13 protein-coding genes and 2 pseudogenes are annotated in these 14,972 nt (G+C 57.2%); 5 read left to right on the top strand and 10 right to left on the bottom strand.

Going from position 1 to position 14,972, the window contains the following annotated elements; all coding sequences use genetic code 11:
* Nucleotides 1-35 precede the first annotated feature (35 nt).
* Nucleotides 36-500: a tRNA (cytidine(34)-2'-O)-methyltransferase gene (locus BMZ01_RS00915; protein WP_092283462.1), complete on the top strand. Its 465-nt coding sequence runs from the start codon at nucleotides 36-38 to the stop codon at nucleotides 498-500.
* Between the two features lie 281 nt (nucleotides 501-781).
* On the opposite strand, the gene BMZ01_RS11435 is transcribed toward BMZ01_RS00915, so the two are convergent.
* The 9 genes and pseudogenes from BMZ01_RS11435 to BMZ01_RS00875 form a co-directional block, all read right to left on the bottom strand.
* Nucleotides 782-1,306, bottom strand: coding sequence for a metal-dependent transcriptional regulator (locus tag BMZ01_RS11435; protein WP_280513516.1), 525 nt, complete (start codon nucleotides 1,304-1,306; stop codon nucleotides 782-784).
* A gap of 15 nt (nucleotides 1,307-1,321) precedes the next feature.
* Nucleotides 1,322-1,396 (bottom strand): annotated as a pseudogene (locus tag BMZ01_RS11430) (hypothetical protein); the annotation flags it as partial.
* Nucleotides 1,366-2,283 carry a metal ABC transporter permease gene (locus BMZ01_RS00905; protein ID WP_092283458.1) on the bottom strand — a complete coding sequence of 306 codons (918 nt, stop codon included), beginning with the start codon at nucleotides 2,281-2,283 and terminating at the stop codon, nucleotides 1,366-1,368. The gene BMZ01_RS00905 and the pseudogene BMZ01_RS11430, both read right to left, overlap by 31 nt.
* Before the next feature lie 215 nt (nucleotides 2,284-2,498).
* Nucleotides 2,499-3,332: pseudogene (locus BMZ01_RS00900) on the bottom strand (metal ABC transporter permease); the annotation flags it as partial.
* Nucleotides 3,322-3,984 carry a metal ABC transporter ATP-binding protein gene (locus tag BMZ01_RS00895; RefSeq protein WP_092283456.1) on the bottom strand — a complete coding sequence of 221 codons (663 nt, stop codon included), beginning with the start codon at nucleotides 3,982-3,984 and terminating at the stop codon, nucleotides 3,322-3,324. The gene BMZ01_RS00895 and the pseudogene BMZ01_RS00900, both read right to left, overlap by 11 nt.
* A complete protein-coding gene (locus BMZ01_RS00890) occupies nucleotides 3,981-5,099 on the bottom strand; it encodes a metal ABC transporter substrate-binding protein (protein WP_092283454.1) in 1,119 nt (372 codons plus the stop codon). The genes BMZ01_RS00895 and BMZ01_RS00890 overlap by 4 nt, the downstream gene beginning before the upstream one ends.
* A 127-nt stretch (nucleotides 5,100-5,226) precedes the next feature.
* On the bottom strand, nucleotides 5,227-6,603 hold the full coding sequence (locus BMZ01_RS00885) for a PH domain-containing protein (RefSeq protein ID WP_092283452.1): 1,377 nt from the start codon (nucleotides 6,601-6,603) through the stop codon (nucleotides 5,227-5,229).
* The gene (locus BMZ01_RS00880) at nucleotides 6,600-7,070 is read right to left on the bottom strand and encodes a PH domain-containing protein (protein WP_092283754.1); all 471 of its coding nucleotides are present in this window, start codon (nucleotides 7,068-7,070) and stop codon (nucleotides 6,600-6,602) included. The genes BMZ01_RS00885 and BMZ01_RS00880 overlap by 4 nt, the downstream gene beginning before the upstream one ends.
* A 15-nt stretch (nucleotides 7,071-7,085) precedes the next feature.
* Entirely contained in the window at nucleotides 7,086-10,154 is a 3,069-nt protein-coding gene (locus tag BMZ01_RS00875) for a helix-hairpin-helix domain-containing protein (RefSeq protein ID WP_092283450.1), read from the bottom strand.
* A gap of 210 nt (nucleotides 10,155-10,364) precedes the next feature.
* Between BMZ01_RS00875 and BMZ01_RS00870 the strand changes: the two genes are divergently transcribed.
* The 3 genes from BMZ01_RS00870 (at nucleotide 10,365) to BMZ01_RS00860 (ending at nucleotide 13,132) form a co-directional block, all read left to right on the top strand.
* The gene (locus tag BMZ01_RS00870; RefSeq protein ID WP_092283448.1) at nucleotides 10,365-11,237 is read left to right on the top strand and encodes a MetQ/NlpA family ABC transporter substrate-binding protein; all 873 of its coding nucleotides are present in this window, start codon (nucleotides 10,365-10,367) and stop codon (nucleotides 11,235-11,237) included.
* A gap of 162 nt (nucleotides 11,238-11,399) precedes the next feature.
* Nucleotides 11,400-12,428, top strand: coding sequence for a methionine ABC transporter ATP-binding protein (locus tag BMZ01_RS00865; RefSeq protein WP_092283752.1), 1,029 nt, complete (start codon nucleotides 11,400-11,402; stop codon nucleotides 12,426-12,428).
* Complete coding sequence (locus tag BMZ01_RS00860; RefSeq protein WP_092283446.1) at nucleotides 12,425-13,132, top strand: methionine ABC transporter permease; 708 nt, start codon at nucleotides 12,425-12,427, stop codon at nucleotides 13,130-13,132. The genes BMZ01_RS00865 and BMZ01_RS00860 overlap by 4 nt, the downstream gene beginning before the upstream one ends.
* Before the next feature lie 13 nt (nucleotides 13,133-13,145).
* Here the strand turns inward: BMZ01_RS00860 and BMZ01_RS00855 are convergent, their stop codons facing one another.
* Nucleotides 13,146-14,033, bottom strand: coding sequence for a ferredoxin family protein (locus BMZ01_RS00855; protein WP_092283444.1), 888 nt, complete (start codon nucleotides 14,031-14,033; stop codon nucleotides 13,146-13,148).
* A gap of 229 nt (nucleotides 14,034-14,262) precedes the next feature.
* Between BMZ01_RS00855 and BMZ01_RS00850 the strand changes: the two genes are divergently transcribed.
* Entirely contained in the window at nucleotides 14,263-14,961 is a 699-nt protein-coding gene (locus BMZ01_RS00850; protein ID WP_223845841.1) for an AMIN-like domain-containing (lipo)protein, read from the top strand.
* The last annotated feature ends 11 nt before the right edge of the window (nucleotides 14,962-14,972 follow it).

Genomic DNA, 14,972 nt, shown 5'->3' with positions numbered 1-14,972 from the left:
ATGGCCCATTATGCCTTGGACGTAGACTAAAGCGCATGCTGCATGTGGTCTTTGAACACCCCGTTATCCCACCTAATACTGGCAACGCCATCCGGATGTGTGCCGGTACGGGCGCCCACCTGCACCTTATTGAGCCTTTAGGGTTCGACCTCAGCGAAAAGCACCTGCGTCGTGCCGGGCTGGATTACCACGATCTGGCGAAACTAACCATCCACAAGGACTTCGAGGACCTCGTATCCCAGCTTCCAGGCAACCGCATTTTTGCCTTCACCACGCAGGCCACGGATTTCCATACCTCGATTGAGTACCGAGAAGATGATGTTTTGCTTTTTGGTACCGAACCCACCGGATTAGAGGCGAAAACCCTGCAGCATCCGCGTATTACCCAGGAGGTGCGCATCCCCATGTTGCCGGGTCGACGCTCTATGAATCTTTCTAATTGTGCCGCTGTTGCCACCTATGAGGCGTGGCGCCAATTAGGTTTCCGCGAAGGCATCTAAGAGCACGGTTCTGCTTTCGGAAGAGTGTGGTGCCCGGCGCTTCCCCGTATCCTATGGGAGCGTAGTACTTAACCACTCCCCGCCCGCCACCTTTTATAGGTTCACATAGATGACGATCCTAAGCATTAATAACCTGCTCTACGACGTTTTCGCACTCACCTTCATTGCCTTCGCTGCGGTGATGGTGTGGCGTTTCTTCCGCCACTAGTCGAAGACGCGAAGGGGCAACCCCCAGCAAAACCCACAAACACAGACCACACAAACAAACCCCCAAACACCCCCTAGGCTTCCTCAACCTTCACGGTGATCAGCTCCAGGTCTTCTGCATCCAGGGACATGCTTTGCCCTAAGGGGGTGCGGAAATTATGGGCGCAATCGCAGCGCGCTTCCTCCACAATCAATTGGCTGCCGGGGCACACCTGGTAGCGCGCCAGCTTCCTTAATAACCCTGCGTTGGAATCATGGATGCGCAGAACGATCACCTTATCGCCTACTTCCGCCATCCCCAGGTGCACAGTACCTAGATCATCAATCTGCCCGCGCGCATCCGGGATGGGATCCCCATGCGGGTCGCGGGTGGGATTGCCTAGATACGTGTCAATGCGGTGCAGCAGGCGGTCCGATACCGCGTGCTCCAACATATCGGCTTCGGCATGCACCTCATCCCAGCGGTAGTCCAGCACCTCCACCAGGAACATTTCTACCAGCCGATGCCGGCGCACCATTTCCATAGCAACGGCTCGCCCAGCATCAGTGAGCGTGGCCCCGGTATAAGGCTCGTGAATAACTAATCCACGAGAAGCCAACCGTTTAATAGCCTCCGAAGTGGTGGAAGCTTTCTGTCCTAATGCAGCCGCAATCAGCCCTAGGCTGACGGGATGTTCGCCGTGGGGGTCACCGCGGCGTTCGCTGATGTCCCAGATGACCTTGAGGTGGTCTTGGCTTTTGTCTGGGAGTTCCATGGCATGCATGAGACCGACCTTACTAAACTACAAGCGACATAGAATAGGCCCGCGATCACAGCAATCGTGCCACCGGCTGACAAACTAATCTTCACTGCCAGCCATAGGCCCAAAAGCCCAATTCCCACACCAGCGATGGGGGCCAGAATCAGCAATGCCTTGGTGGAGCGCACTAACTTAATCAGCCCAGCACCAGGTGCCACCAACAAAGCGATAGACAAGATGGTGCCAATGGCGGGGATCACCACCACCACGGTCGCGCAGATCAGCGTCAGCGTAATGGTTTCGGCAATCGCCCCGGGCAGACCGGCTGCACGGAAGCCAATGCGGTCGAAGTAATAGAAGATAAGCTGAGGTCCCCACAGCGCCAACACGATGAGTGTCAGCAGCAGCATCACACCGGCGCCAATAATGTCGACGCGGTTGACGTTGAGGAGCGAACCAGCCAGGAAGGTTTCCACGCGCACCGGCAGTGGTTGGAACCAGCGCAGCAAGAAATAACCAGAGGCAAAACCGAGGGTCAGCACAATACCGGCGGCTGCCTCCGGGCTCATGCCTTCAGTTTTGGCAATGCGGTGCATGATCCAGCTCAATGGCACACAGATCAGCAGGCCACCAGCAAAAAGCGTCCAGGTGACATTCATGCCAAAGAGGTTGCCGATCACCACACCCAATACCGCACCAGGGAAGGTGCCGTGGGAGAGCGACTCGGTGAAGAAGACGCGGCGGCCGAGCACCGCCAGGGTGCCAACCAGCCCAGAAAGGGCGCCGACCAGGATAATTTCGATGGTGGGGAGGGTAAGAATGCCGAGTTCAAACATTAGACTTTCAGCCTCCCGCTCGTGCCTTCGGTGGCATCATCGGACAAGGCAGCACCCAGGCCACGCACGCCACCAGAAACGCCACCAGAAACGCCACCAGCACCACCAACACGCGAACCGCCACCAGCAGCACCGGCACCAGCAGCAGCATTATCCGCAGCGGTCTTAGCCTCGGCCTGTTCAATACGCTTACCGCGGCTAATCGCCGGGCCATGCCCCGTTGCCTTCATAATGTTGCGAACAATCGCAGCCAGCAGGTACATCGCCACAATCGACAGGGCAACAGCTGCCTGCGGGGAAATCTGCCGCGGGGTATCCCAGTTCATCACCCACATGCCGCACACCCCACCGGCCACACCGATGAGCATCGCGACAGCGACCATCCCCTTCACAGTGCGGCACACCAAACGCGCCGCTGCACCGGGGATCACAAAATAACCAATGACCAGCAACACACCCACCGCAGTAGAAGCCGCCACCACCACCGCTGCAATCGCAGCGTTAATGGCAATATCTACAGCCAATACGGGGATGCCGGTCGCGCGCGCCGCCACGCGGTCAAAGGCGAAGAACACTTGTTCTTTCCAGGTCGCGGTGACCAGAACCAAAGCGACCAGGCAAATCAGAATTGATTGCATTAAACGCTCATCGGTGACTTCCAGCAGGCGCCCGAACATCAGGGCTTCTAACTGGCCAGACATATCACCCTTATACAGGGAGATCACAATACCGATGGCATAGAAGCTCGTCAGCACCACTGCGGTGCCAGCTTCCGAAGATTTCTTTCTTCCCACCACGGTCAACGCGATCGCCGCAATAATTGCCACGACCGACGCGCCCGGGATGATGAAGTCGACGCCTTTATATACGGCGCCAGCAACGATGCCAGGGAACACTGCGTGAACCAGTGCCTCAGCATTAAATTCCAATGCGCGAAGATTAACCAGCACCCCCACCACGCCCGAGACGATGCCCAACACAATGAGCATGATCAGCGGGCGCAGTAAGTAGGGGGCTAAGCCGGTGATCTCAGAGAGACTAGAGAGCATGTTCCGCGAGGACCTCCTGCGTCGGGCCGAAAGCGACCAGACGACCGTCTAGGACGGCAGTGAGTTCACAGACCTCCCGGGCCAAGATCTCATCGTGAGTGGACACAACCATGGCAACGCCCTCCGCTTTGAGTTCGTCAATAATGCGCAGCAGCGCACCGCGGCTGGTCTGGTCGAGCCCGTTGAAGGGCTCGTCCAAGAGGATGAGCTTGGGATCAGCAACAATGGCGCGAGCCACCATCACTCGTTGGCGCTGACCACCAGAAAGATCACCGAAGCGGTAATCAATGCGATCAGCTAATCCCACGCGTTCCAGCGCATGCTTCACGGCACCATGGTCGCGAAAGCGGCGCAGGAATCCTAGCTTGGCGTAGCACCCCATGGACACCACCTGGCGCACGCTCACCGGGAAGCTCAGGTCAATATCGGCGCTCTGCGGAACATATCCAATGCTTCCGCGGCCTTCAACGACCTCGTATTTCCCATCCACGCGGACCATCCCAAGGATGCCGCGCATAAGCGTGGTTTTACCGGAACCATTGGAACCGACCAGGGCTAATGCCTGCCCGGGTTCCAGGCTCAGGGTAATGCCGGTGAGGGCTGGGGGCCCACCGTAGCTAAAGGATGCATCCTCAAAGGAGACAACACTCACTTAAGTTCCTCCGGAAGGGGCTGGACAGTGCCGCCCCAGGCTTCGACAAGATTGGTGATGTTGTGGATGGTGGCCTTGATATAGGTTTCGCCATCCGTGCCTTCCGGGCCAAGGGAGTCGCCGTAGAGGGCGTCATCACCGATCACAGCCTTCACACCAGCCGCACGAGCAATAGCTTCGATGGACTTGGAGTTATTGGAGTTTTCGGCGAAGAGGGCGTTCGCTCCCGATTCCTTGACCTGTTCAACGGCCTTATTGATGTGCTCAGCCGTCGCATCCTGCTGACCCGAGAAGTCAGAGAGTGCGGAGCCGATGAACTTGATGCCATAGCGCTCAGAGAGGTAGCCGAAGGCATCATGCGAGGTGAACAGCGTGCGGTGCTCGGGATCCACGGTGTTGAAGGAGTCTTCAGCCCACTTATCCAGGGCCTTCAGCTTCTTCTCATAGCTCTCAGCATGCTTCTTGAACACCTCTTTTTCAGAGGGAGCAGCTTCACCCAACGCATGGCCAATATTCTTGACCTGAATAGCTGCGCGGCTGGGATCGGTCCAAATATGCGGATCCTTCACGAACTCCGGTGCATCACCGGGGTTCTCCGGCGGGAAAGGCCAGTCATTCAGCTTGACCTTCTCCACACCCTCATCAATCTTGAACTTGGTGTCCTTCGGCTTTTCGCCGCTGGTGAGGGTACCGGAGGAAACAACCATGGTGCCCTTGAAGCCACTGGAATCAACAGCGTTGGCCAGGAAGTGCTCCAGGTCCACGCCCGACACCAGGAAGAGGTCGGCATCGCCGAGCGCCTTCATCTGCTGCGGGGTCATTTCATGCTCGTGTGCGGAGGCATTTGGCGCCAGCAAGCAGGTCAGTTCCAGCTTGGTCTTGCCACTGCCGGTCGTGGTCTCCTTGCCTTGCGAGTCCGTCTTGACAAAGGTCAAGTCATCACCACCATCAGCCAACTGAGTGACATAGTCACAAATCTGGGTGGTCGTAGCAACGGCCTTGACGGAATCGTCCTTGGCGTCCGACTTAGCAGCATCGGAAGAATCCGAGCCACCGCAGGCGCTCATGCTAAGGGCCACTGCGCCAACAGCAGCCAGGGTCAATGTGCGCTTCATAGGGTTACTCCTTGAAAATTCCCCCGCTCTCGGGGGATGGGACAGGTCCACCTGATACCAAAGTTCCCGCTCAGAGAACAACGGTAACGATTATCAAGTAAAGCACACCTAAACCTGGATGTTCAAGCTATTGAACTCTTGGTGAAGCCAGCCTCGGAAGCTTGCGCTGACGCAGTCGATCTAGCAGTTCATCGGCATCTTCCCGCGCGAGCTGCGGCGCAGTCATCAAAATCCCCGGAACCAAATTCAACTGCACATCCGCCAACCCCAATGCCCCACTTACCGGCCCGCGCACCAGCGTTAATTCCTGAATGTGCTCCGCCTGAATCAACTTCACTCGACGTCGAATACGTCCAACGTGTAACGCAATTACCGGTTCCCCAAGCTCACGACGTGGCACAAAAGTCACAGCTTGCTTCTCGAGATCGAGGGGGCTGAGCAGGCGTGCACGCTGCGGGCTGCGATATAAGACACGTTTGCCGTACGCGGTGGGATCGCCATCGCGGAATAGTGCTTCTGGATCCACGTCCAGCATTACCGCTGCCAACCAGATGGCTAACCCCTTCTCCCCCACGGGCAGCACCACAGTGGTGCCCACCTCGGAAGTACTCTTCTCCAGGTTCATCCCATATCCAGCAATAGAGATGCGCACCTGCCACCAACCTAAAAAGCGCCACAAGGTGGGCTGCATAATCTCCACAGCGTGCACCCGCCCTAGTGGGATGGATTGGCGGCGACGATTCAACCAGCCATAGTGAATCTCAATGAGTTCATCTTTTAGCTCCGCACGAAACTGATAGGACCTATCCACCGTCCTAAAAAGCCAGGGCACAGAGCCCGCGAGCCAGGGCACCAGCAGTGGCCACAATAAGGGGAATGCCGCTACAAAAATAAACGCCAACACAGTAATAGCGGTGGAACCATGGATAGCCGCGGCCACCAAGCTGCGCTGCACGGGGACAGTAGGCACCAGCTCCACCCCAGGGGCCTGGACTTCTTCTACTTCAGCCGTGTGACCGCGGTGAATAGCAATGATTTCGCTACGTAGTGCTGCAGCCACCTTCTTTTCTAGGTAGGCGATCTCCAACACGGAATCAGAACCACCAGCGGTTTCCACCCGCACCGAAGCTAGGCCGAATAACCTGGGCAACCAATCTTCATGCACATCCACCGCTTGGATGCGGTCATAGCGTGCGGTGCGCAGAGTTTTTGAGATCACCCCATATTCCAGGCGGATTTCTTCTTCCTCTAGCGAGTAGCCCATGGCTTTCCACCAGATATAGGAAGAAAACCACACCACCACAAACATCAGCACCAACACCGCCAGCACAATCAGCACCAGCGCCAGCCCGGAATGAATGGGCAGGTATGTAGAAACTTTCTCGGCTATTTCTTTGAGGTTGCTGCCAATGAAATTAAATAAGGTGGCCCCGATACCCACCAGCACCGCCAAAAGGGTGGACCAGGCTTTGAGGATGGGGGTGAGGCGATGAACGCGTTTCACAGCCCGCTCATCCTCTCGCGAGCTTGCACCGCTAGGCGATCGCGCAGCGCATCCGCTTCCGTTGCCACCAGCCCAGAGATAGAGGAATCCGAACTTGCAGAAGCGGTATGCAATTCCACGCTTTTGAGCCCAAATATGCGCTCAATCGGCCCAGCGGTCACATCAACGAATTGGATCCGCCCGTAGGGCACCACGGTGTAGGTATGGAAAACTTTGCCGCGGCTAAGCAGCAGTTCATCGGCGGTTTCTTTCCACCCCAGTTTTTTCACCTGCGCTGGGATCAACCACAGCAACCAGATCATTAACCCCGCAAAAATTCCGGCCCCGACATAAGCGCCGATCCTGACGAGTTTTGGTTCCTCATCGAGGACGATGCCCGCGATGAGGAAACCCACCGCGGGCAGAATCACCCAAGGTAAAACCGATAAATAACGGACAATCACCAGCTTGGGGGAAACGGGGTTCATGCGTCCCAGCATAGATCAACGGAAGTCCCGGGAACGCCCATGTAAATAGTCTCCGGCTACAAAAGGATCTAAGCGATCCGCGCGAACACTAATTGCGCCTTCAGTATTTTGCACGGTTCCGCGAATAATGAGGGCACGCGCACTGGCTGCTAACCGGCGGTATCGCTGCCACAACCCAGGGGAAACTACCACGTTATATAAGCCTGTTTCATCTTCCATTCCAAAGAAGATGACACCCGATGCAGTAGCTGGGCGCTGACGATGCGTGATCACCCCAGCGATCCGTACGCTACTGCCATCTGGGACGTGTCTTAGTTCCTCGGCGCTTAAGACCCCGGCGCGACGTAGGTCTTCGCGCAGAATCTCGATGGGTTGGCGGGTAGCGGTTACCCCAGTGCTGGCAATATCGGCTGCCAGCAGCTCAAATTCGCTCATCCCGGGAAGCGCTGGGGGTGCGCTAATCCCAGAGGTTCCCGGCAGCATCGCCGGGGTTTCCGCTACCCCGGCTTCCCAGAGTGCTTCGCGGCGCGAGAGCTGGAAACAGTCCAACGCCCCGGCTTTAGCGAGTGCTTCGACTTCCTTCACAGTCAATTCAGCTTTACGGGATAAATCCGCCACCGAGGCATAGGGCGCATGCTGGGCGATGCGTTGACCGGCTTTTTCTCTGAGGCCTTTGATGAGGTTTAAACCCAGGCGAATTGCGCGGGGAGTTTCATGCACAATTGTGGCTTCCCATCGTGAGTGGTTGACACTAATCGGAAGAATCGGCACATCATGCCGGCGAGCATCACTAATGAGTGATTGTGGGGAATAAAAACCCATTGGTTGGGCTCTTAATAACCCCACACAAAAGTGCGCTGGGTAGTGGTATTTAAACCAGGCAGAGAAATACACCAAAGAGGCGAAACTCTGGGCATGGGATTCTGGGAAACCATAGGCGGCGAAGGCAAGCACCTTTTGCCAGAGACTTTCGGCCACCTCCCCACGAATCCCGGAGGTTTTCTCCAGGCCAGTGAAGAAACGAGATTTCAATGCCGCCATTTTTTCCGGTGAGCGCTTCGCCCCCATGGCTCGCCGCAGCGAGTCAGCTTCTGCTGCGCTAAAGCCAGCGGCATCCACCGCCATTTGCATGAGTTGTTCTTGAAATAGCGGGATCCCAAGAGTTTTGGCCAAGGATTTTTTCAGCACCGGGTGCTCGTAGATCACCTCTTCTTCGCCATTGCGGCGGCGCAGGTAGGGGTGCACGGATCCACCTTGGATGGGGCCGGGCCGAATGAGGGCTACTTCCACCACAAGGTCGAAGAAGCAGCGTGGCCGCAGCCTCGGCAAGGTGGATAGCTGCGCGCGGGATTCCACTTGGAAAACCCCTACTGCATCAGCACGGCAGAGCATCTCATAGACCTCTGGTTCATCAACCGGGATTTCCCAGAGTTGGATGCTGCGGCCTGCGGGGTCTTCGGCTACGAGGTCCATCATGTGGTGGATGGCTTCTAGCATGCCAAGGCCAAGGAGATCGAATTTGACGAGCCCTACCCCGGCGCAATCATCTTTATCCCATTGCACCACGGAGCGGTTTTCTTTGCGGGCCCATTCGGTGGGTACTACCTGGGCGATGGGGCGATCGCAGATGACCATGCCGCCGGAGTGGATGCCAAGGTGGCGGGGTTGCCCGATGAAGGCTTCGGCGAGTTCGGCTACCGCTGGGTCGCTGGCGGGTAGGTCAAGTGCGCGGGCGGCGTCTTTAAGGGCGCTGCGGCGACGGTAGGTGATGACATTGGCGACTTGGGCGGCATTGTCGCGCCCATAGCGGCGGTATACGTATTGAATGACTTCTTCGCGGCGGGTGGATTCAAAGTCAATGTCGATATCTGGTGGGCCATCGCGTTCGGGTGAGAGGAAGCGTTCAAAAAGAAGCCCTGCTCCGATGGGTTCGACATTGGTGATGCCGAGGGCGTAGCAGACCACGGAGTTGGCGGCAGAGCCGCGGCCTTGGCACAAAATATTGGCGCTGCGGGCGAAGTCGACCAGGTCGGTGACGATGAGGAAGTATCCGGGGAAGCCGAGTTTTTCGATGAGGTCTAGCTCGTAGTCGATTTGTTGGCGGGCTTTGGTGCGTAAGTCTTCGCTGGCTTGGCCGTAGCGCAGGATTGCGCGGGTATAGGTGAGCTCGCGTAGGGTCTGCATCTCATCTTCAGCCAAAACGGGGAGGTTGGGGGCGATGAGGTTCAGACCGAAGGCGCATTCCTCGGCGATCTCGCAGGTGGTGGCCAGAAGTTCAGGGCGACCGGGAAGCAGCTGGGCGACTTCTTCACCGGAACGCAGCCAGGAAGCACCGGTGGGTTGCGTGCTGGAAAGCTCGTGGTGGAGCAGGTGTTTGGCGGCGGCAAGGGGTGCGTCTTTAATGCTGGCGGCAGCAGGGGTGGCGCTGATGATGCGGCGGATGCCGTCGTAGTGATCGAGTTGGAGGTGCGCATCGGCGTCTTCGGGGCGTTGGGTGACCCCATATTCCAAGAGCAGATCTTGAGGTGAGAAAGCAGCAATGATCTGCGGGGCGAAGCTTAATTGGTTGGTGCCGATTAAGGCGATGCAGGAGTGATCAAGGCGCGTAGCGATATCGGCGAGTGGTGGGTAATTGGGTTGGTCTTTGGTGCCGCTCATATGTGCATCACAGATGAGCTGGGAGAGGTGTTCATAGCCTTTAGGACCGCGGCAGATAAACGGGAGGACCCCTTCGGGTAGGTGTAATTCGGAGCCGAAAACGGTGGGTAAACCATATTCGGCGGCAGCTTCGGCGAAGCGAACGACCCCATAGAATCCATCTGCGTCCATGAGACAAAGGGCTGTGAGGCCTAGTTCGACCGCTTTTTTAGCTAGCTCCTCGGGCTCGGAAGCACCGGTGTGGAAACTGTAGCTACTGCGAACGTGTAATTCAGCAAACCGCGGGGAACGTTCTCGATAAGAGCAATTTTCCGCGGCATCTTCGGGCGGATCTATGAGCGCGGCTTCGATGGCTGGGTGGGGCTTGCCGGAGAGCACGCGCTCGAGCCGTGACCAGCTCAACCTTTCGCCGCCGTGGAACCTCATAGCCAGTCACTATAGCGCGATTTTAGAATAACTGTTCCCATGGAGATTGAGGCCAAGTAGACCAAGCGGTTCATAAGCTGCTAAGCTCACTCCCCAACCGCAGCGATAGCGCCTTAGTTAAGGCGTGAATACCTGCGGAAATAATCGATAAACCGAAACAGACCGTGCGGTTCACTGTCTGTGAGGCAACAGAAGGAAGAGACGGAAGTTATGAGCACCAAGAAGATCATCGCGGCACTGCTATCCACCGCCCTGCTGGGTGGGCTGAGCGCCTGCTCGGGTAGCGATAGCAAGGACGCGGAAGGCGAAAAGATCCGCATCGGCAGCACCGATAGCTCCAAGAAGGCCTGGCAGGTATTCCAAGATAAGGCCAAAGAAGCTGGCCTGCCGCTGGAGGTTGTGGATTTCTCGGACTACTCCACCCCGAACCAGGCGCTGGATCAGGGCCAGCTGGATGTGAACCAATTCCAGCACCTGAAGTTCCTGGCCTCCTATAACTCCAGCGCGAATGCCACCTTGACCCCGATCGGCTCCACCGAGATCGTGCCGCTGGCGCTCTTCTGGAAGGATCATGACTCCCTGGATGGCATTGAGGGCCAAGAAGTGGTGATCCCGAATGATCCCACCAACCAGGGGCGTGCCATCAATGTGCTGGTGCAGGCCAAGCTGCTGGAGCTGCGCACCCCCGGCCTGGTGACCCCCACCCCGGCGGATGTGGATACCGATAAGTCCAAGGTGAAGATCACCCCGGTGGATGCCGCTCAGACCACTGCCGCCTATGGCGAGGGCAAGCCGGCGATCATCAATAACTCCTTCTTGGATCGCGCGCAGATTGATCCGAAGTCCGCGGTCTTTGCTGATGACCCGAGCTCCACGGAAGCTGAGCCCTATATCAACGTCTTTGTGACCCGCGCCGAAGATAAGGACAACGAGCGCTATAAGAAGCTCGTTGAGATCTGGCACGACCAGGCGGTGCAGGATGCGGTCGCCGAGGATTCTCGCGGCACCTCCGTGCCGGTGGATCGTCCAGCGGAGGATCTGCAGAAGATCCTGGATCGCTTGGAAGCGGATCTGAAGAAGTAGCAGCACCGAAGAAGGCGCGGGGATCAGGCGATGCTTCCCGCGCTTTTTCTACTTAATTAATGTCCCAACACAGGAAGCGAAGCTATTACTGTGAGCACACCGGAAAACTCGGCTGGCGTGGATGCCTCTGGCGTGGATGCCTCTGGCGTGGATGCCTCTGGCATTGCTAGGTCGGCGGCTGGTACTGGTACGCGGGTGGAGTTCCGCGAGGTGACGAAGTCCTTCGGGCCGACGACCGCCGTTGACCACGTCAGCTTGACCGTCGAACCCGGCGAGATCCTTGGCGTTATTGGTTACTCTGGCGCCGGCAAATCCACCCTCGTTCGACTGATCAATGGGCTAGATACCATTAGCTCCGGGGAATTATTGCTGGACGGCACGAATATTGTGGGCATGTCGGAAGCAAAGCTGCGGCAATTGCGCCGCAAAATCGGCATGATCTTCCAACAATTCAACCTCTTCCGCTCGCGCACGGCGGCGGGGAATATTGAATACCCCTTAAAGCTGGCGGGTCTGCCTAAAGAGCAGCGCGCTAAGCGGGTGAAGGAACTCCTCGAGTTCGTTGGTTTAGCCGACCGCGGGGATCACTACCCGGAGCAGCTATCGGGTGGTCAAAAACAGCGTGTGGGTATTGCCCGCGCCTTGGCGACGAACCCTTCGCTACTACTGGCGGATGAGGCGACCTCGGCGCTGGACCCCGAAACCACCCATGAGGTGCTGCATCTTTTGCGGGAAGTCAATCGCGAGTTTGGCATCACCATTGTGGTGATTACGCACGAAATGGATGTGGTGCGTTCCATCGCCGATAAGGTCGCCGTGATGGAGGCCGGCAAGGTGGTGGAATATGGCAGCGTTTATGAGGTGTTCTCGGACCCGAAGACCCCCGTGGCGCAACGCTTTGTGGCCACCAGTTTGCGCAATACCCCGGACTTGGTGGAAGCCGATGATCTGCTTGCCCACGAAGGACGGCTATTCACCATTGACCTGACCGAAGAATCTGGGTTCTTTGCTGCCGCTGCCGCTGCCCGCGAGGCTGGGGTGTCCATTGCCATCGTGCATGGTGGTGTGACGACTTTGCAGCGACGTTCCTTCGGCAAGATCACCGTGCGTCTCACCGGCCCGGATGAGGCGATCCAAGCTTTTTATGATCGCTTGGATAACACCACCGATATTCAGGAGATCACCCGATGACAACCACTGCTTCGACTTTGTTATTGGCCTCCGATTGGGTACTGGCTTCTGATTGGGAGCGCTTAGGGCCAACCTTCACCAAGGCCATCTGGGACACCCTCATCATGGTTTCCGTGACCATGCTGATCGGTGGTTTCCTGGGCCTGGTGCTGGGCATTTTGCTGTACACCACCCGCCAGGGCGGGATCTTGAAGAGCCGCGGGGTGTACTCCGTGCTCAACGTGCTGGTGAACTTTATTCGCCCGATCCCCTTCCTGATCATGATTACGGCCTTCGGCCCGCTGACCTTGATGGTGGTGGGGACAACCATTGGCCGCCAAGCGGCAATGTTCATTATGAGTATTGCGGCGACCTTCGCGGTGGCGCGCATTGTGGAACAAAACCTGGTCAGTATTGACCCCGGTGTGATTGAAGCTGCCCGCGCGATGGGTGCCACGCCCTGGAAGATCATCACCACGGTGATCATTCCGGAAGCACTGGGTCCGCTGGTGTTGGGCTATACCTTCATCTTCATTGCGGTGGTGGATATGTCCGCGATGGCTGGTTATATCGGTGGCGGCGGTTTGGGTGACTTTGCCATCGTCTATGGTTATCGCGCCTATGACTGGGAGGTCACCTATGTGGCCACCTTGACCATCATTGTGATCGTGCAGTGCGCGCAGCTCTTCGGCAACTGGTTGTCGAAGAAGATTATGCGGCGTTAGTTGTGGTGCGGGGCTAGTTCTCGTGCACCTCGGTGGCGACCCAGACCTTGGATGTCTTGGGGTCGTCACCACAGGAAGATAGGATCCCATCCACTTCACGCTGCTCCATGGACACAGTGAAACTACGGGCCGCCCTCGGATAATGGACCTTCCATACCGTGGGGTGGTCCGTTTCTTCTGGCATGAGCTCACTAAAGCGGAGATAAGCACCCTCACGTTGGAGACGTTCGGCAACCGCTACTTCCGCTACCTGGCCTTGGGGCGACCAGAGGCCACGACCGCGATTGCCAGGGGCAAAATATTCACCACGTCGGGCAGCGCACATGAGGCCATCGCCCGCCTCGATACCTAAGCGACCGAAGCTATAGCCCCAGGGCAAGAGAATGATCGAAGGCGCGAAGCGGTGGCCTTTAGTATGCGAAGATTCCCACACCTCATCGCCGGGATAGCGTTTGGATAATTCCCCGGCCATGGGGCGGCCCTTAATGGAGCAACAAACATCGCGTTTGCCGTGAGTGCACACCAAAAGCACCGGGTGTGCGACCCGGCGCGCACCGGGGTTCTTCCAGGGGCCGCTGAGATCTAATGTGAGGATATCTTCGGGAGCATTGAGCTCGAGAGTTTCCATAATGCCTTCTTCGGTGAAGGCGAGAAATACTTTGTAGCTGCCATGAGCTTTATGGCCGGCGCGGCCGGGGCGGCGCATTAATTGCAAGCCCGCGGAATTATCGGCCATGAATTTCTTTAAAGTCTTGCTGAGCTCGGGGTCGAAGGTACCCCCATCTAGGACATCGTGACTCCACCCGCCGGGCCATTCGAAGGCCACATAAACCTTTTTCTTTTGCCCAGTTCCGGGCATGGGTTCATGCTGGATATCGGAGCAACGTGGGGAGTCAGTCATGCCTCTAAGGATAGACTCCTCACACTTGAGACCGATAGGGGTGGTGCGGTTAGGGTGCTGCGGCTGCAAGCTCAACAGATAGTGCTGGATGTATGGCGCGGGTCGAGTTGGGGGTGAACAGGCTGGTGCGGCTGAGGAACTCTTGTGGGGGTAACGATCTGCCAACAATCTGCCCCGAAAGCGGAATTCTATGGTGAGATCGCTGCCCAATCCGTTTACGGTGGTAGTTATGAAACAAAAACTTCGGGCCTCCTGGTTGGCAGTCGCGCTCCTGAGCATGGGTGCGCTGACTGCCTGCTCCACTGACTCCGATTCCCAAGCTGCGGGTGCTTCCGGCACCGCCACGGTGACGACGACTCAGACAGTGACGCAAGCCCCCGGATCTGAAGGTGGTGCTGCTGCCAGCACTGTGAATGATGCTGAAAACAACGGCAGCACCGATACCAGCCCTGTGAGCGCTCCCCCGACTCCGACGAATGCTGGGATCTCTCCCCTGGGTACCGCTGATCCGGCGATGAAGACCCAGCATCCGGAACCTGCTACCTCTTTGGTGGTGAAGAATGTTCGTTTAGGCAGCCACAATGGTTTTGACCGGGTGGTCTTTGACCTTGAAGGAGAAGGTGAGCCGGGCTGGTGGATCGACTACGCCGAAACTCCTACCCATCAGGCTTCTGGCAAGGCCATTAACTATCACGGATCGATGGCCTTGAATGTCAATATTGATGGCACCACTTTTGTAGGCGATGATCCAGTTACCAAGACCTACCCCGGCACCGGTAATGTTACTGAGGTCATTGGGGTCGGTTTATTTGAAGGTCGAACCCAGTACATTATTGGGTTGAAGGCTGGTCGTACACCTTATTCCGTACAGACCCTGGAAAACCCAAAGCGATTGGTGATTGATATTCTTCAATCCCAAGGGCATTAATCTTGCCCCAG

The organism is Corynebacterium spheniscorum, assembly GCF_900113445.1.
Taxonomy (GTDB): Bacteria; Actinomycetota; Actinomycetes; order Mycobacteriales; family Mycobacteriaceae; genus Corynebacterium; species Corynebacterium spheniscorum.
Note: the sequence above shows the minus strand (reverse complement) of the source record. Positions and strands in the feature narration are given on the sequence as shown.